Source organism: Maribacter spongiicola (assembly GCF_052119685.1).
In the GTDB taxonomy this organism is placed as follows: Bacteria; Bacteroidota; Bacteroidia; order Flavobacteriales; family Flavobacteriaceae; genus Maribacter; species Maribacter spongiicola_A.
The window spans coordinates 227,112-244,742 of the sequence record NZ_JBGQOO010000003.1 but is presented as its reverse complement, the minus strand read 5'-3'; the positions used below and the strand labels follow the sequence as shown (position 1 = coordinate 244,742).

The 17,631-nt window shown below is 35.1% G+C and carries 14 protein-coding genes; 6 read left to right on the top strand and 8 right to left on the bottom strand.

Features of this window, described 5'->3' with window-relative positions; all coding sequences use genetic code 11:
* Nucleotide 1: 1 nt before the first annotated feature.
* Together ACEN2N_RS07475 and ACEN2N_RS07470 are read right to left on the bottom strand one after the other, a co-directional pair.
* Nucleotides 2-2,089: a TonB-dependent receptor domain-containing protein gene (locus tag ACEN2N_RS07475; RefSeq protein WP_441823737.1), complete on the bottom strand. Its 2,088-nt coding sequence runs from the start codon at nt 2,087-2,089 to the stop codon at nt 2-4.
* A 26-nt stretch (nt 2,090-2,115) separates the two neighbouring features.
* The gene (locus ACEN2N_RS07470; RefSeq protein ID WP_441823736.1) at nt 2,116-2,637 is read right to left on the bottom strand and encodes a hypothetical protein; all 522 of its coding nucleotides are present in this window, start codon (nt 2,635-2,637) and stop codon (nt 2,116-2,118) included.
* A 115-nt stretch (nt 2,638-2,752) separates the two neighbouring features.
* Here ACEN2N_RS07470 and ACEN2N_RS07465 point away from each other — a divergent pair, with 115 nt between their 5' ends.
* Nucleotides 2,753-3,517, top strand: coding sequence for an exodeoxyribonuclease III (locus ACEN2N_RS07465; protein WP_441823735.1), 765 nt, complete (start codon nt 2,753-2,755; stop codon nt 3,515-3,517).
* A gap of 70 nt (nt 3,518-3,587) precedes the next feature.
* Complete coding sequence (locus ACEN2N_RS07460) at nt 3,588-4,628, top strand: aldo/keto reductase (RefSeq protein ID WP_441823734.1); 1,041 nt, start codon at nt 3,588-3,590, stop codon at nt 4,626-4,628.
* Nucleotides 4,629-4,733: 105 nt separating this feature from the next.
* Here ACEN2N_RS07460 and radA read toward each other — a convergent pair whose 3' ends face one another.
* The 6 genes from radA to panC all read right to left on the bottom strand — a co-directional run bounded on the left by radA (nt 4,734) and on the right by panC (nt 9,730).
* Nucleotides 4,734-6,095, bottom strand: a complete 1,362-nt coding sequence (gene radA / locus ACEN2N_RS07455; RefSeq protein ID WP_424003254.1) for a DNA repair protein RadA — start codon at nt 6,093-6,095, stop codon at nt 4,734-4,736.
* 73 nt (nt 6,096-6,168) lie between these two features.
* A complete protein-coding gene (locus ACEN2N_RS07450) occupies nt 6,169-6,339 on the bottom strand; it encodes a hypothetical protein (protein WP_424003252.1) in 171 nt (56 codons plus the stop codon).
* 48 nt (nt 6,340-6,387) lie between these two features.
* Nucleotides 6,388-7,530, bottom strand: a complete 1,143-nt coding sequence (locus ACEN2N_RS07445) for an alpha/beta hydrolase (protein ID WP_441823733.1) — start codon at nt 7,528-7,530, stop codon at nt 6,388-6,390.
* A 26-nt stretch (nt 7,531-7,556) separates the two neighbouring features.
* Entirely contained in the window at nt 7,557-8,522 is a 966-nt protein-coding gene (locus ACEN2N_RS07440; protein WP_441823732.1) for a lysylphosphatidylglycerol synthase transmembrane domain-containing protein, read from the bottom strand.
* 3 nt (nt 8,523-8,525) lie between these two features.
* Nucleotides 8,526-8,876, bottom strand: coding sequence for an aspartate 1-decarboxylase (gene panD, locus ACEN2N_RS07435; RefSeq protein ID WP_027065788.1), 351 nt, complete (start codon nt 8,874-8,876; stop codon nt 8,526-8,528).
* Nucleotides 8,877-8,884: 8 nt separating this feature from the next.
* The gene (gene panC, locus ACEN2N_RS07430; protein ID WP_441823731.1) at nt 8,885-9,730 is read right to left on the bottom strand and encodes a pantoate--beta-alanine ligase; all 846 of its coding nucleotides are present in this window, start codon (nt 9,728-9,730) and stop codon (nt 8,885-8,887) included.
* Between the two features lie 102 nt (nt 9,731-9,832).
* Here panC and ACEN2N_RS07425 point away from each other — a divergent pair, with 102 nt between their 5' ends.
* The 4 genes from ACEN2N_RS07425 (at nt 9,833) to ACEN2N_RS07410 (ending at nt 17,630) form a co-directional block, all read left to right on the top strand.
* Nucleotides 9,833-10,642 carry a glycogen/starch synthase gene (locus ACEN2N_RS07425; protein ID WP_424003242.1) on the top strand — a complete coding sequence of 270 codons (810 nt, stop codon included), beginning with the start codon at nt 9,833-9,835 and terminating at the stop codon, nt 10,640-10,642.
* Nucleotides 10,643-10,647: 5 nt separating this feature from the next.
* Complete coding sequence (locus tag ACEN2N_RS07420) at nt 10,648-12,564, top strand: DUF4270 domain-containing protein (protein ID WP_441823730.1); 1,917 nt, start codon at nt 10,648-10,650, stop codon at nt 12,562-12,564.
* Nucleotides 12,565-12,714: 150 nt separating this feature from the next.
* Complete coding sequence (gene glmS, locus ACEN2N_RS07415; protein ID WP_441823729.1) at nt 12,715-14,559, top strand: glutamine--fructose-6-phosphate transaminase (isomerizing); 1,845 nt, start codon at nt 12,715-12,717, stop codon at nt 14,557-14,559.
* Nucleotides 14,560-14,825: 266 nt separating this feature from the next.
* Nucleotides 14,826-17,630 carry a TonB-dependent receptor gene (locus ACEN2N_RS07410; protein ID WP_441823728.1) on the top strand — a complete coding sequence of 935 codons (2,805 nt, stop codon included), beginning with the start codon at nt 14,826-14,828 and terminating at the stop codon, nt 17,628-17,630.
* Nucleotide 17,631: the final 1 nt, after the last annotated feature.

Below are 17,631 nucleotides of genomic sequence, written 5' to 3'. Positions count from 1 at the left end.
TTTATAGGGTGTAATTCAGTTTTACACCACCGTAATAATTAACAGTGTTCCCAGGGTAGAAATACCTTGGGGCATTTCCTCCAAATCCGGTAGCATTTATTAATACTGATTGGGCATACTTTGTGTCTGTTAAATTATTGATACCAAAATCTATGCCTACACGTAATTTATCTGTTATTTGATTTTTGTAGCCCACTTTAATGTTCAATAAATTAAAGGAGTTACTATAAAGTGAATTCGCATCTGTTAACGGTATTTCATCAATAAATTGATGGGTAATATTTGCAAACAATCCGTTTCCGAAATTCGTCTGTATTCCAGAATTTATTTTGTTTTTTGGCACACCTGTTAGTGCATTTTCAGAGTAATCTGCATCAACCTCTTCATCTATGAAATCAACGAATTTATGATTACTATAGGTGTAACTTATAAATGGTGATATCGTTATTTTATTGGTTAAGTTAATGCGATAACTCCAGTCTAGATCAACACCTTGATGTTTGGTTTTGCCCGCATTACGCCCAATATACTGGTTGTCGCCAACGCGTTTGGCGACCAGTAAATTATTAATGGGCATTAGGTAAAAAGCGACATCCAATTTTAGCCTATCGTCTTTGCTTTTATGTTCAATGCCAATTTCGTAGTTCGTGCCCGTTTCTTGAACAATATCGGTATTTATGATTCCGTCAGGGGTTAATGTTTCTTCTAAACTCGGGTTAGAAAATCCGCGGCTAATGTTCGCATATAATTGGTTGAATGGGGTAATAGCATAGTTGACATCTAAACTAGGTAAGAATAAGGTTTTAAAATCCCTATTGGCACTTGTATTTGTTTCACCAGAGTTAAACAGATCTCTAAAATTATATTGAGTTTTGTTACTATTTAAGCCCAATTGTGCGGTCAATTTATTCGTAAATGAATAAGAAGCTGTTGCGAAAGCATTAATTTGGCTTCGAAATTCTTTGTTTTGAGATAATCTGTCTCCTTGTAAACTTCCGTTACCATTGTTATCTCTATAAAGGTTTTCAAAAGTTCCCCATGAGTATTCATCTTTATAAAGTTCAGCACCGAAGGTGTACAATAGGGCATTTTCAGAAATATTTATTTTACCAGAGAATAAGGTTCTAAAACCATAGCCGTTAGTGTATTCATCTAAAATATTGAACGGCGCAGGTTCATAATGGTCTAAATAAGTGTAAAATAAACTGGTCGTATTTTTAATACTAGAATTTGCGTAGTAGGTATGAGAAAGCCCTATTAGGCTATAATTGTTGTCTTCATATCCTTTGGCTGATTGCCAAGTAAATGCAGCTTGGGTAGGGTCTTCATCGAAATCTTCTTGACTTATTGAGCTAGCGATTTGAGCCGAGTAGTCAATATGATTTATCAGAAGTCCGATTTCACTTTTAGCTGAAAGTTTAAAAATGGTATTCAGTAGAAATCCGTCACGTTCAAATCTATTGTTATCACGGTATCCGTCAATTTCCATATGACCGTATTGAAGCGTCATGTAAAAATTCTCCTGTGAATGAGTAAATCCTAAACTATTTTTAAATAATCCGTAAGAACCAATGGTAGTGTTATTGGTGAGCTTAGTAGGTTGGTCGCTCAGTTGTTTGGTATTCAAGATAATTGCTCCGCCTAAATTAGTTCCAAATCCAGTTCCTTTTGGTCCTTTAATGATTTCAACAGAGGTTAGGTTTTCTAGGTCAAACGCTTCAATCGTTGAAGAACCTGTTCCGTTTGTAATAGGTATGTTGTTGTAGTAAAGTCTTAATTTATCGGTTCCATAAAGTGTTCTCGCACCCACACCTCTGATTGTTATTCTATTGGTGTTCAAAGCACCCGATAACGCATAGACACCAGAAACTTGATTAATGGAACTAATAAAATCAACAGGACTATAATTTGCAAATGTGGATGTGCCAATGGTTTGTGATGGGATAATGCCAATAGCATTTTTTGCGGTAAGCGTGTCTATAACAATAACTTCGTTTAATTCTGTAATACTGTCTTTTTCGACAGTATTCTGTGCAAAAAGGCTTGAAGAGATTTTAATAAATAATACTAAGAATACTAGTTTTTTCATAGGATGATAAACCCCAAAAATACCTATTAAAAGCGGTAACCTAAAGATAAACCGGCTTTGAACATAAAGTCATCTTGAAAATCTTCAGGATTAATGTTTCTTCCTAGCCCTCCATTTAATTCGATGGTAAATTTTTGGCTTCTTGTAGCCCATTTATAACCGCCACCAAGACCTAGTGCTACAGTAGAATAGTCGTAATTTCTATTGCCTAGAACTTCAGAATCTACATCATCCTCACCAGTATAATAAAGTCCGAATACTTCTGCGAAAAGACCACTTTTAGGTCCGTAGCCAAAATAAGCCCTTAAATTTGGTCCGATACCGAAATTACCATTGTAATCTGTTGCTTTACCATCGAAATACATAGTTCCGCCAATACTGGTATCTTCATTAAGATAGTATTCATAACCGAATTCAATAGTGGTAGTAACCAAAAATTGACCAATATTTAATTTTACTTCATGGCTATTATCACTATCACGATACGCCTGTGAAAATGATGAAGTTGTTATACATAATACGAGAATAGAAAAAATAAACTTGTTCATAAGATGCGTTTTAAAATGCAAATAAGATTTAAAAGCTGTGAAATTATGATTTTAATAGAAAGTAAGCACGTATAATCTTCAACTCTTTTTTATTTTTAAGCCAAAATGAAGACACATGAAGATTGTTTCTTACAATGTAAATGGAATTAGGGCGGCATTAAAAAAAGGATTTTTAGATTGGTTGGTGGCAGTTTCACCAGATGTAGTTTGTTTGCAAGAAATTAAGGCAAATGAGGATCAGCTGGAACTTTCATTATTTGAAGAGGTAGGTTATAAATACAATTATTGGTACAGTGCACAAAAGAAAGGTTACAGTGGCGTGGCCATACTTTCAAAAACAAAACCAGATGATGTGGTTTTTGGCACTGGCATAGCGTATATGGATTTAGAGGGAAGAAATATTCGTGCCGATTTCGGGGATATTTCTATCATGAGCATGTATTTGCCTTCAGGCACAAATATGCAGCGTTTAGATTTAAAGCTTTCATACATGGCAGATTTTCAAGAATATGCCAATGCATTGAGGTTGACAAAACCTAATTTAATTGTTTTGGGCGATTATAACATTTGCCATGAAGCAATAGATATTCATAATCCTGTAGGCTTAAAAAATGTATCAGGTTTTTTACCAGTTGAACGAGAGTGGATAGGTGATTTCATGAAAAGCGGATTTATAGATAGTTTTAGGGAGTTTAATACTGAGCCAGATAATTATACCTGGTGGAGTTATAGGGCGAATGCTAGAAATAACAATAAGGGTTGGCGTTTAGACTATGCCATGGTAGCGGCTACATTGAAAGATAGGCTGTCTAGATCGGTAATATTGTCTGAAGCGAAACATAGTGATCATTGCCCAATATTGATAGAGGTAGAGAGTTAACTATATGGGTACAACTACCCTCAAAATATTTAGTAGTTTTGCGTTTAATGTTAGCAAATAGAATAATTGAATGATCTATACCAATTTACCGCATACAGATATCGAAGTAAGTAAAATTTGTTTGGGCACAATGACCTGGGGTAATCAAAATACCGAGGAAGAGGGGCATGATCAAATAAATTATGCCATTGATAAGGGTATTAATTTTATAGATACTGCTGAGTTGTATCCTGTTCCTGCGCATAAAGATAGATATGCCGCTACCGAGCAAGTTATTGGAAATTGGTTTAAGAAGAATGGCAATAGGGAAGACATAGTGCTAGCTACTAAGATTGCCGGAAAAGCAGAAATGAGCAAATTTATTCGCACTACAGGCTTTACCAGAGAATCAATTATTGATGCAGTTGAAGGTAGTTTAGAACGTTTGCAGACAGATTATATCGATTTATATCAACTTCATTGGCCAGATAGAAGTACTAATTATTTCGGTCAAAGAGGCTATAAGCATGATATATCTGACCATTGGGAAGATAATATTCATCAGGTTTTAGAAACCATGCGCGATCTAATACGTGAAGGTAAAATTAAACATGTAGGTATATCTAACGAAACACCTTGGGGTACCATGCGTTTTTTAGAAGAAAGTAAAGTTCATGGTACATTACCGAGAACAATAACTGTTCAAAATCCTTATAGTTTATTGAATAGACTGTTCGAAGTAGGTATGGCAGAAATAGCTATGAGAGAGCAGGTAGGTTTGTTGGCATATTCTCCGATGGGCTTTGGTGCTTTAAGTGGAAAGTATTTAGGTGATAGAATGCCAGAAGGTTCAAGGTTAAGTCTATTTCCGCAGTATAATAGATATATTGGCGATACAGCTGTGGAGGCGACAAAAAGATATTATGATTTGGCACAAACCAATGGTCTTTCATTAGCACAAATGGCATTGGCATTTGTAAATTCTAGACCTTTTGTTACCAGTACGATTATAGGCGCTACAAGTATAAGGCAATTAGAAGAAAATATTGGAAGCATAGATGTGGATCTATCTGATGATATCATTCAGCAAATTGAAGGTATTCACAACTCCATACCTAATCCGGCACCATAATATGCAAAACCTTGTACTGTTACAAGTCGGATTCGGACAGGTAGTTCTTACTATAGTGGTAATTGTCTTTATTATGGTTTTGGCCAGAATTATGAGAGATAAGCGCTAGCCGAATAAATTAGCTGCCACTTCTTCGATTTTAGAAGCCAAAAGAATTTTTATTTTGGTCGATTTGAGTCCTATTTTATTATTCTTTGAAATGATAATAGTAGTGTATCCGAGCTTTTCGGCTTCAAGAATTCGTTGCTCTACTCTTTGTACAGGTCTAATTTCGCCAGCTAGCCCAACTTCGGCAGCAAAGCAAATACCCTTATCAATAGGGATGTCTTCATTGCTTGATAGAATTGCTGCAACAACGGCTAAATCGATTGCAGGATCGTCTACTGAAATACCACCGGTTATATTCAAGAAAACATCTTTTGCTCCAAGTTTAAAACCTGCCCGTTTTTCTAATACGGCCAATAGCATATTTAATCTTTTTGCATTGTAACCAGTTGTTGAACGTTGAGGTGTGCCGTAAACTGCTGTGCTGACTAAAGCTTGAATTTCGATGAGTAATGGCCGCATACCTTCAACGGTCGAGGCAATGGCGGTACCACTTAATCCATCATCGTTTTTAGAAATCAATACTTCTGAAGGGTTATTGACTTCGCGCAATCCGCTGCCTTGCATTTCATAAATACCAAGCTCTGCGGTTGATCCGAATCTGTTTTTTAGCGACCTTAGAATACGATATACATAGTTTCGATCACCCTCGAATTGAAGAACGGTATCGACCATATGTTCTAAAATTTTAGGCCCGGCAATAGAACCATCTTTAGTAATATGACCGATAAGTATTACGGGTGTGTTCGTCTCTTTGGCAAATTTTATAAGCTCTGCCGTACATTCTCGAATTTGAGAAATGCTACCTGCAGCAGACTCTATATAATCTGAATGTAATGTTTGTATAGAATCGATAACTACAATATCTGGTTCTGTAGCTTCAATTTGTTTAAAGATATTTTGAGTTTTTGTTTCCGTTAGAATAAAACAGGTTTGGCTGTTTGGGTGAATTCTATCGGCCCGCATTTTAATCTGTTTTTGGCTTTCTTCACCAGAAACATATAGTGTCTTATAGGGTAGTTTTAAAGCGATTTGAAGAAGGAGCGTACTTTTACCAACGCCGGGTTCGCCGCCAAGTAAAACTAGGGCGCCAGGTACTAAGCCGCCACCAAGAACTCTATTGAATTCAAGGTCAAAAGTGTTTAGGCGTACTTCTTTTTCAATACTGATTTCATTCACCAAAAGAGGTTTAGAAACTCTTTTTGATGTCTGAGAAGGAGTTTTCCAGCTTGCCTTCTCTTCTTTTTGCACTACCTCTTCAACAACGGTATTCCATTGTTTACAGGCAGAACACTGTCCTACCCATTTAGCATATTGGGTTCCACAATTTTGGCAAAAAAATGCAGTTTTTGTCTTGGCCATCTTTAGCTTTTATCGAAAAGGCTAAAGGTAGCAAGAAGTTTAGAATGAGTACATCTAAGAATGAAATTATGATCTAACTATCACTAGATCTTTCTTTTTTAAAAGCACTAAAAGCGAGGAAAAATGATGCCCACGCCATAAATAGGGCAATGCCGTTATAGGTTAAAATAAATTCTCCTTTTAATCCAAAATAGGTAAATAGCACTCCGGAGAACACGAAGTACATTGCGTCAATTTTAATCATATTTAAGTAGGTTGGGCTAATTTGGGACTAGCCGTTTAATAATATTCTTTAAAAACCGAAATCGGCTTTTAAAGCATCCATTTTTTCAAGGGCCATTTCTTTAGTTAAAAAATCTATTTCTTTCATTTGAAAAGCTTTTTCAAATGTTCTTAATGCTTTCTTTGGTTCACCAAGTTGCTCATAGTACTCCGCTTCAAAATAAAACCCAAGCATTGTTTCTGGGTATTCTTTTTTACAAAGGTCAGATAAGGGTTTTAGTGACTCAAAATCTTCTTTCTTTCTAGATGCCGCATATATTGCCATAATATCATTTAGCTCAACAGGCTTGCTAAAACCGAACATATCTACAATGCCCTGGTATTTGCTTTCTAAATAGTTGTAAACCGGCTCTTCGCTAGTAAGAATCTGAGTTTTGTATTCTTTCGGACTAATAGGTTTGAACATACCGAAAATGTTGTCGAACGCTTTTCCGATACCGTAGGTGGCAACAGAAATATGGTCGGCATTGGTGTATTCGTCAAAGAAGTAATGTAAAGATTCTTTTTCTATCGCCTTGATGCCTTTGTCGAGAGACATAATTCTTTGCTTGTCTTTACTGTCTTCACCCTCAACAATCAATTGATAAAAAATTTGATTTTCAAAAGTGCCTAACCGCATTGGTACTCTGCTTTCCATTTCAGGTGCAAGCGTTGGTGATATGCTAACATAGCCATCAAAGACAGAATTATCTTTAAAAAGCCAGTAGTTCATAAAGTTGGCGGTAATATCATAGCCGACAATCATTTTAAATGGCGCTGTACTGTAGTTGAGGTCTAGGTAAGGTATAAGTTCCATACCAATAAATTCATAAAAGCTTTTGCCTTTTTCAGAAGGTAGGCCACTTTCTGGATCAAAGGCACAATCTTCATATCTAAGGTCATTTTCGCTTTGGTTGACACCGACAACAATACTTTGTGGCATACCATGAAATCGACTATAAAATTTTGATGTTGCTACTACCTGTTCAAAAAGATATTCTCCGTCAAGTACGATAATTAAAGGGTACTTTTTGGTTTCATCCATATTTTCGGGAAAAAAGTAATTTACGTCTCTTCTTTCTTGAAGTTTAAAAGATTCGAAAATTTCTTGTGTCACTTGAGAATAGGAAGTCATCCCAAATAAAAGTGCGAATATTAAAGATACATAACGCATAAAAAGTAATTATTAGTTTAAGGTTACTATTTACTTCTGTTCAATAACGGTAATAAAAGAAAAGATATTGCACCAAAAACAACTATCATTAGTGTCTGTGCAATCCAAATTATCCATCCGAAGGCATCACCAGATACAGAACTGATTCCGAAAATAGCCAAAGCACTGCTTACCGCGATAGGGTAAAGACCAATTCCACCATTAGTTGTTGCCATGGCGAACGCCCCTGCTACAAAGGCTACCAAGAGTTGACTTAATGAAAGCGATATGGTTTCTGGTACTGTAAATTTAATGATCCATAGCATTCCGATATAGCATCCCCAAATGAAAAAAGTATGGAATATAAAAAGCCATTTATTTTTCATTTTAAAAATACTAAAAACACCATCGAGCAATCCTTTTACAAATGTTTTGATTTTTAGGGCAAAGGCGCTTTTCGACCTTTTAATTATAAAAATGAATAAAAAGAATAAAACAATGCCTGCAACGGCAAGCGAAATAAGTCCGGCAACATTAAAACCACGTTCTTGGAGAATACCCATGATCACATCTGTTTGTAATAAAAATGCAACAGTGACTACTAAAAGTAGCATGATAACGTCGATTACCCTTTCGGTGACAATGGTGCCAAAGCCTTTTTCAAAAGGTACCTTCTCATAGGTAGTTAATGCCGTAGCTCTTAAGATTTCGCCAGTTCTGGGGATACCTAAATTTGCGAAGTACGAGGTTAAAATTATTAAAATGTTATTTGTGAGTTTAGGCTTGTAGCCTAGCGGTTCTAAAAGATAGTTCCAACGAACGGCTCTAGAGATGTGCCCAAAAATACCGAGTAAAACAGAAAGAAATACATAGAGCGGATCCGCTTCTTTAATGTAAAAAATTATTTCTTTTCTATTTTCAGGAGTTGTTGAATTGTAAGAGTACCAAACTAAAAAAACTCCCAATGCAATTGGGAGTATAATCTTAAGATTTTTTTTTAGCGTATTCGTCAACTTTTACGTTAAAAGGTTATTCGCTTCGTTAGGAAAAACTAAAGAAGGATTGAATTTTTTTGCATCCTCGATATCCATCCAAGTATAAGAAATTAAAATTAAAATATCGCCAACCGATACTTTTCTTGCAGCGGCACCATTTAATGTTATTTCTCCACTTTTTCTTGGACCAGGAATAATATAGGTCTCTAGTCTTTCGCCGTTGTTATTATTAACGATCTGTACTTTTTCGCCACGAATAAAATTAGCGGCATCCATTAAATCTTCGTCAATTGTAATGCTACCAACATAATTAAGATCAGCACCGGTAACTTTTACTCGATGTATTTTTGATTTAACTACTTCTACTTGCATATCTTAAATTAATTTAGGGCTATGTTATCGATAAGCCTTACGTCTTCAACGTAAACGGCAATAAACGCCCGGTATTTTATATTATTAATTTTATTCTTTATGGGTGTTAATGTTTCAACATCGGTAATGTCAAAATATTCTAGTTGAAAATCATCCGTTTTTTTAAACTCGTTTATGACCCATTCTTTAACGTTAAGAGCATTTTCCATGCCAAATTTAATTTTGGCAGCTTTCAAGGTTTCATATATAAATGCAGCCTTTTGTCGCATAGCTTTGCTCAACCTTTCATTTCTAGAACTCATTGCTAAGCCATGATCTTCTCTAATAATTTCGCAACCTATAATTTCGACAGGTATATGCTGTATTTTGGTCAGTTTTTGAATGATACGTAATTGTTGAAAATCTTTTTCTCCAAAATAAGCTTTAGTAGGTTTGACAACCTTAAGTAGTTGTTCAACTATAGTACCGACGCCATTAAAATGATCATCTCTAAATTCACCTTCCATGACCTTGTCAAGTCCTTCAAAATCATAAATTTTAGGCTCAATTGAATCTGGGTATATTTCGGCAACGTCGGGTGTAAATATGATAACGTCTTCTGAAATAGTGGAAATAAGTTGAATATCTGCCTCTAAAGTCTTCGGGTATTTGTCTAAGTCTTCTTTATTATTGAACTGTGTAGGGTTTACAAAAATACTGATAACGACTTTCTCATTTTCATCAACGGCTTTCCGTATTAAAGAAGCATGCCCTTGATGTAGGGCTCCCATTGTAGGTACTAGACCTAGTTTATGGTCTTCGCCCAGTTTGTTAAGTTCTTCTGTAAGCTTGTTTTTAGACTTTATTACCAGCATTGAAAAGTGCATTAGCGAGCAAACTTACTATAATTACTGCTAATCTCTATATTTTTTGTAATTTTGCAGTTACGTTTCAGTGAAAAATAAAATATAACCTTTATGAATGGTAAAAAGATATTATTTGTATCTTCTGAATTAGTTCCTTACTTACCCGAAAACGAAGTTTCCCTAATGTCTTATGAAGCGCCTAGAATGGTCAACAGCAATGGTGGTCAAATTAGGATTTTTATGCCTAGATATGGGAACATTAATGAAAGAAGGCATCAATTACATGAAGTAATTAGGCTTTCGGGTATGAACTTGGTCATTAATGATATGGATATGCCATTGATCATTAAGGTGGCATCTATCCCAAAAGAAAGAATTCAAGTTTATTTTATCGATAACGAAGAGTACTTTAAGCGTAAAGCTACTTTTACAGACAAGCAAGGAAACCTTTTTCCAGATAATGACCAACGTGCAATTTTCTTTGCAAAGGGAGTTATGGAAACGGTGAAAAAATTAAATTGGTCTCCAGATATCATTCATGTTCATGGCTGGATGGCAAGTTTATTGCCGTTATATCTTAAAAAATATTATGCTGATGAACCACTTTTTGCGGATAGTAAAATAGTTTTATCGGTATATGGTAGAACATTTGAGGGTTCTTTAGATAAAGATATGGTTAAGAAGATTGCTTTTGATGGTATTCCAGAAGAAGCGATTGCATCTTTAGGTGATCCTACCTATAATAATTTGTTAAAGGTAGCTGTTGATTATTCTGATGCTATTATTTTAGCTTCGGAAGATATTCCTGAAGAATTAGAAAACCACATTTCCAACCAAGAAAAACCAGTGTTGCAATATGTACCTGTTCAAGAGTTTGAAGAGGCATATGCTAATTTTTATAACACCGAAGTTTTAAAATAATCTGAATGAATTTTATCGTTAAGTCCGCTATTCCCAAATTTTCGGGATTGTTATTGATATTAGGTCTTTTGGTTTCTTGTGAGCAAGATTTAACCACCATAGGTTCTGGTGTAGTCGGCAATGAGCCATTTACTACAGGTACAGAAGTCTATGATGTTTTTGCTTATAACAAAAATATTGAAGCTGTACAGACCAATAAATTACCAATTTATCAATTAGGTACTTATAGCGATCCTATTTACGGTAAAACAGAGGCTTCTGTAACTTCTCAGATTTTCTTAAGTGCTACTAATCCATCTTTTGGTAGTTTTTCTCAAGAGAAAGAAGATAGAGCAGGTACTACAGATGAGTCAATTTCAACGGTTCAGGAAAATGAAACTGTTAAAGAAGTTTATCTTTATATCCCATTTTTGACAAATACAAATGCCTTGGATACTGATGGCGATGGTGTAGCGGATGAATTTGACAAAGTACCAGATAGCGATAATGATAATGATGGTGACGGAGTGGATAATTCAGTAGAAACTGCATCTAACACAGATCCTTTAGATATACTGAGTGTAGATGTAGATAGAGATGGATTAAATGATGGTGACAATGCTCCTATTTTTACGAATAATTTTGCTAAAAAGGTGGAGTTAGATAGTATTTATATTAATGGAACAAATTATGATGATGTAGTCAAATCTCCATTACCTTCTTTTAATTTGAAAGTAGAACGTTCTTCCTTTTTCTTACGTGACTTAGATCCTAATGCAAGTTTTCAAGAGGCACAAGAATATTATTCTAATCAAGTTTTTTCGCCAGATTTTGTTTCGGATGAATTGTTCGATGGTATTGTAGAAATTAATGATGAAGAGATTTTGATACAAAACGAAGATGATGAAGATACCGAAGATGTAGATGAGTCGTTAACATTTTCTAAAATTCAACCAGGTATTAGAGTAGCATTGAATAATGAATTTTTTCAAACTAATATCTTAGATAAAGAAGGAGATTCTCAGTTAATAAGTCAGTCGAATTTCACTGAATTTATACGTGGGCTTCATTTTTCTATTGTAAGCCAATCTGGCAACGATGTTATGTTTATGTTCGATTTAAAGAGATCTAACGTAACAATGACCTATAGTTACACAAACTATGACACCAATGGTACAACAGATGATACAAGTGACGATAACCCGAATAACATTTTAGAAAAAGACTTTACATTTTCTTTCTTGACAGGTAGTACAACGGGTGCAGTTTCAGGTAATGCTGTAAATACTTTAGTCACTGAAAATTACGGTCCTCAAATATTACAGGCACTTGATAACGGTGAAAATGCCTCAAGACTTTATTTAAAAGGTGGGGCAGGTACCTATGCCGAAATCAATTTATTCGAAGAAGATGGTGGTGAAAGTATTTTAGAGCAGATAAAAAGTGAGAATTGGGTTATAAATGAAGCTAATCTTGTTTTTTACATAGATAGGGATCATTTAGACGCCGCAGGTAGTGCTTTAGAGCCGCCAAGACTTTATTTGTACAATGCAGAGAATAAATTTCCTTTGATAGATCCTGCTACAGATCCTGCTACTGCAGTGTCAGGAGTCTCAAATTTGTTTGGGTTTTATCCAAACTACGATGGTGTAATTGAAAAATCTAGTGGTAAAGGTGTTAAGTATTCATTGAAAATAACCGATCACATTAATGATATGGTGGTAAGAGATTCTACAAATGCTAAATTGGCATTAACTTTAACTACTAATATACAAAACTGGAGCATTGCTGATGCAAAGGTTGTTGGTGGTGAAGAGAGATTAGCAACGACATCGACAGTAACCCCTTTAGGTACTATACTATATGGCGGTAATATTCAGGCTACAGACCCTAATTTTGACAAAAGGCTAAAGCTTGAGATATCGTATACTAAAGCAGATTAATAACTATAGTAGTACAATTTTATCATTAAATTCAATGTTTACATACCACTTCTTAAGTATTAGCGTTGTATACTCTAAATGATATATATTTTATAGTCATGAGATTTTATGACTTTAATATTTAATTAAAATTTTCAAATTGATAGTATTATGTGCGGAATTGTAGGTTACATAGGACATAGGGAGGCATACCCAATAATAATAAAAGGACTTCAGAGATTAGAATACCGAGGATATGACAGTGCAGGTATTGCGTTGTATGACGGTAATCAAATCAATCTTTGTAAAACAAAAGGTAAAGTTGAAGACTTAAAGAATAAAGTAAAGAATATTTCTCAAGCAGGTAGCATTGGTATTGGGCATACACGTTGGGCGACCCACGGTGTTCCAAACGATGTTAACTCACACCCTCATTATTCAAATTCTGGTAGTCTGGTAATCATTCATAATGGTATCATCGAGAATTATGAATCAATCAAGAAAGAGTTAACTAAACGTGGTTATACATTTCAATCGGACACGGATACTGAAGTTTTAATTAATCTAATTGAAGAGGTTAAGAAAACTGAAGGTGTTAAGTTGGGTAAAGCAGTACAAATAGCACTAAATCAAGTAGTAGGTGCTTATGCCATTGCAGTATTTGATAAAGAAAAGCCAGATGAAATTGTTGTTGCCAAATTGGGTAGTCCTTTAGCGATTGGTATTGGTGAAGATGAATTTTTTATCGCTTCGGATGCATCACCGTTTATTGAGTTTACTAATAATGCCATTTATCTTGAAGATGAAGAGATGGCAATTATCAGATTGGGAAAAGAAATTAAGCTTAGAAAAATTAAGGATGATGCAGTAGCATATCCAAGAATTTTGGAGCTTCAGATGAATCTTGAGGAAATTGAAAAAGGTGGTTACGATCACTTTATGTTGAAAGAGATTTATGAACAGCCTAGAGCTATAAAGGATACTTACAGAGGTCGTTTGTTGGCGGATCAAGGTTTGATAAGAATGGCGGGAATTGACCTTAATATGGAAAAATTCTTAAATGCCAACAGAATTATTATTGTTGCTTGTGGTACCTCATGGCACGCTGGTTTGGTTGCTGAGTATATATTTGAAGATTTAGCAAGAATTCCGGTAGAAGTAGAGTACGCTTCTGAATTTAGATATAGAAACCCTGTAATAACAGATAAAGATATTTTAATTGCAATTTCACAATCTGGTGAAACGGCAGATACTTTAGCTGCTATAAAGCTTGCTAAAGAAAGAGGTGCTTTTGTTTTTGGTGTATGTAACGTGGTAGGTTCTTCTATAGCTAGAGAAACTGATGCAGGTGCTTATACCCATGCTGGCCCTGAAATTGGTGTTGCTTCTACAAAAGCATTTACTACACAAATTACAGTACTTACGCTAATTGCTTTAAAACTAGCGAAGGCGAAAGGTGTTTTCTCTGAATCTAGATACCACGAGTATTTAACTGAATTAGAGAATATTCCGAATAAAGTTGAAAAAGCTTTACAGTCGAACGCACTTATAGAAATAATTGCCGATGTTTATAAAGATTCAACGAACTGTCTATATTTAGGTAGAGGTTATAATTTTCCGGTAGCATTAGAAGGAGCTCTAAAATTGAAAGAGATTAGTTATATTCATGCTGAAGGTTACCCAGCTGCAGAAATGAAGCATGGTCCTATAGCATTGATTGATGAGCATATGCCAGTATTCGTAATTGCAACAAAAAAGGGGCATTATGAAAAGGTAGTAAGTAACATTCAAGAAATTAAATCTAGAAAAGGTAAAATTATAGCAATCGTTACCGAAGGGGATGAGCAAGTAAGAGATTTGGCAGATCATGTAATTGAAGTGCCTGAAACTTTAGAAAGCTTAACTCCGTTATTAACCACAATTCCTTTACAATTACTGTCTTATCATATTGCAGTAATGAGAGGTTGTAATGTTGATCAACCTAGAAATTTAGCAAAATCGGTTACAGTAGAATAAAATAGGTAATCTAATATATTATAAAGGGGCGTGATTCATTTCACGCCCCTTTTTTATTTGTATGTTGTTCTTTTCTATGTAGATAAATCAATTTTGGCGCGATTTTTTGGAGGCTGTTATTATTAAGTTAATTGCGTATATCATAAAATTCTACCCATTTGATTGTGGAAATTTTACTATGCATGCATAATTTTTTTCAAATTACTATTCTCCGTATGAAATAATCTGTATCTTAACCCTCAACTAATTTTAAACTTTAATTAAGAATGAGAACAATACTACTTTTAGCATTGATGGTTATTGGTACTTTTGGGTATTCCCAGACCAATATCAATGGTAATGTTGTTGACCAAAACAACGAGCCTATCCCCGGGGCCAATATTGTTATTGTTGGCACAACCATTGGTACAGTAACAGATTTTGATGGTAATTTCAATTTGGCAACATCCGAAGTACCACCTTTTAAAATAGAGGTGTCTAGCATCGGGTATACTAGTGTTAAAGAAAATATTACTAGTGCAAGTCAAACAATTACAATCATTTTAAACGAATCACAAACCTTTTTAGATGAGGTTGTTATTTCAGCATCTAGAACTCCAGAGCGTATTTTCGAATCGCCGGTTACGGTAGAGAGAATGGGTGTTTCTGAAATAAAAAACACTGCTGCCGCCGATTTCTATGGTGGAATAGAGAATTTAAAGGGTGTTGATGTAAACACGAACAGTTTAACTTTCAAATCTGTAAATACTAGAGGTTTTGCTTCTTTTGCAAATACTCGTTTTATGCAGTTGGTAGACGGTATGGATAATTCTGCACCTGCGTTAAATTTCCCGATAGGTAACTTAGTTGGGTTAACAGAAACAGATGTGTTAAGTGTAGAATTACTGCCTGGCGCTTCTTCTGCATTATACGGTGCAAATGCTTTTAATGGTATATTATTTATGCGAAGTAAAAGTCCGTTCGATTACGAAGGGTTAAGTGTAGCTATTAAAAGAGGAATAACTTCACAAGAGGCCGCTGGTGATAATGCATATACAGATGTTAGTATAAGAGCAGCCCATAAATTTAGTGATAAGTTTGCGGCTAAGGTCAATTTCGGTTATTTAGAAGGTACAGACTGGGCAGCGAACAATATTGAAGGAAAAGATGAAAATAACTTTATTGCAACAGGTTTAACCCGCGCAAACGATTTAAATTATAATGGGGTAAATGTATATGGTGATGAAGTAGCTACCGATATAAAAGATGTTGCGCTTACTTTAGAAAGTCTTGGGCGTATTCCAGCAGGTGCAAATGCATTAATTCCTTCAGTGCAAGTAAGTAGAACTGGTTACAACGAAAGTGATCTTACAAATTATAGCGCAAAAAGTATTAAAGCAGATTGGGGATTGTATTATAGACCAATTGAAGATAATAGCTTAGAGCTTTCTTATGTAGGTAAAGTAGGTACTGGTAATACTATTTATCAAGGTACTAACAGGTATAATATTAATGGTTTCTTTCAAGAACAACATAAACTAGAAATAAAAAACGATAATTTTTTCGTTCGTGGTTATTTAGTAGGCGATAAATCTGGAGATTCTTACGATATGGTTTTTACCGGAATTAATATCAATAGAGCTTGGAAAAGTGATCAACAGTGGTTCGGTGAATATACAGGGGCTTATTTACAAGCTACTTTAGCTGGTGCAACTGATGAAGCAGCACATGCAGCTGGTCGTGCAACTGCTGAAACAGGTAGATTTCTGCCAGGTACACCAGAATTTCAAGCGGCTTTTGATAGAAGTGTAAGTGATCCTGACCTTAGCACAGGTTCAAAGTTTCAAGATGCATCAAAATACTACCATGCAGATGCAAATTATAATTTCAGCCATTTAATTGATTTTGCAGATATACAAGTTGGTGGTTCTTTTAGGGAATATAGTTTAAATTCTTCGGGTACTATCTACACTGATACTGACGGACCGATTAACTATTCAGAATTTGGCGTCTACACTCAAGTTCAAAAGAATTTACCTTTGTCTGGTGAGAAAAATTTAAAATTGACCGGATCTGTACGTTATGATAAGTCTGAATTTTTTGACGGTTTCTTTTCTCCAAGAATATCTGCAGGTTTAACTATTAATCGAAATCATAACATTAGGGCATCGGCACAAACAGGATTTAGAAACCCTACAACGCAAGATCTTTTTATAGGATTGGATGCTGGTAGAGCTATTTTGGTAGGTTCTGCTCCAGATAACCTTGATCGATACACTCGCGATTTTACCATTAGCCAAGCAGGTCAAGATAATTTTGGACAACAAGCTAGCATCACTCAAACTGGAAGAGCAGCATACGAAAACTCGTATTCTTTAAGTTCGGTTAATGAACTTAGTCGAACTGGAAACCCTGCGGTCTTAGAAATTGCGAATCCAGATATTATAACACCAGAACAAGTAGCTTCGGTGGAGGTTGGTTATAGAGGTAAAATAGATAAACTAATTATTGATTTTAGCACCTATTATAACAAGTATAAAGACTTCATATCACAAGAAGTAGTAATAGCGCCACTATATGGTGAAGTTGGAGATGGAGGATTATCGGTTGCTGCTGTAGCAAATGGTGATTTTCAAGCGTATAGTACGTACACTAATTCTGATGCTGATGTAAATTCATATGGAGCATCTTTAGCTTTAAGTATGAAGGTTTTGGGTAATTATGATTTAGAAGGAAGTTATACGTATACCAAATTAGATTTTGATCGTGAAGCTAATCCCGATTTACAATTAAATTTCAACACGCCAGAACATAAATTCAAGGCTTCTTTCGGAAATACGGCATTATTTGAAAATTTCGGATTTAATGTTTCGTATAGATTTAGTGATGATTATTTTTGGGAAGCAACATTTGCTCAGGGTGTAGTACCTGAATTCCACAATATAGACGCACAAATAAATTATTCTGTTCCAAGCATAAAATCTACGTTTAAGGCAGGGGGTACAAACATATTAGGCGATGAGTACTATACAGCTGTAGGTACTGGTTTTATAGGCTCTATGTACTACTTATCTTGGACAATTAACAACTAAT

Bases quoted from the DNA above. Each gene is read 5' to 3' on its own strand.
- ACEN2N_RS07420 (WP_441823730.1), top strand. From the start codon at position 10,648: ATGAATTTTATCGTTAAGTCCGCTATTCCCAAATTTTCGGGATTGTTA.
- ACEN2N_RS07470 (WP_441823736.1), bottom strand. From the start codon at position 2,637: ATGAACAAGTTTATTTTTTCTATTCTCGTATTATGTATAACAACTTCA.
- ACEN2N_RS07475 (WP_441823737.1), bottom strand. From the start codon at position 2,089: ATGAAAAAACTAGTATTCTTAGTATTATTTATTAAAATCTCTTCAAGC.
- panD (WP_027065788.1), bottom strand. From the start codon at position 8,876: ATGCAAGTAGAAGTAGTTAAATCAAAAATACATCGAGTAAAAGTTACC.
- ACEN2N_RS07450 (WP_424003252.1), bottom strand. From the start codon at position 6,339: ATGATTAAAATTGACGCAATGTACTTCGTGTTCTCCGGAGTGCTATTT.
- radA (WP_424003254.1), bottom strand. From the start codon at position 6,095: ATGGCCAAGACAAAAACTGCATTTTTTTGCCAAAATTGTGGAACCCAA.
- ACEN2N_RS07465 (WP_441823735.1), top strand. From the start codon at position 2,753: ATGAAGATTGTTTCTTACAATGTAAATGGAATTAGGGCGGCATTAAAA.
- glmS (WP_441823729.1), top strand. From the start codon at position 12,715: ATGTGCGGAATTGTAGGTTACATAGGACATAGGGAGGCATACCCAATA.
- ACEN2N_RS07460 (WP_441823734.1), top strand. From the start codon at position 3,588: ATGATCTATACCAATTTACCGCATACAGATATCGAAGTAAGTAAAATT.
- ACEN2N_RS07445 (WP_441823733.1), bottom strand. From the start codon at position 7,530: ATGCGTTATGTATCTTTAATATTCGCACTTTTATTTGGGATGACTTCC.
- panC (WP_441823731.1), bottom strand. From the start codon at position 9,730: ATGCTGGTAATAAAGTCTAAAAACAAGCTTACAGAAGAACTTAACAAA.
- ACEN2N_RS07410 (WP_441823728.1), top strand. From the start codon at position 14,826: ATGAGAACAATACTACTTTTAGCATTGATGGTTATTGGTACTTTTGGG.
- ACEN2N_RS07425 (WP_424003242.1), top strand. From the start codon at position 9,833: ATGAATGGTAAAAAGATATTATTTGTATCTTCTGAATTAGTTCCTTAC.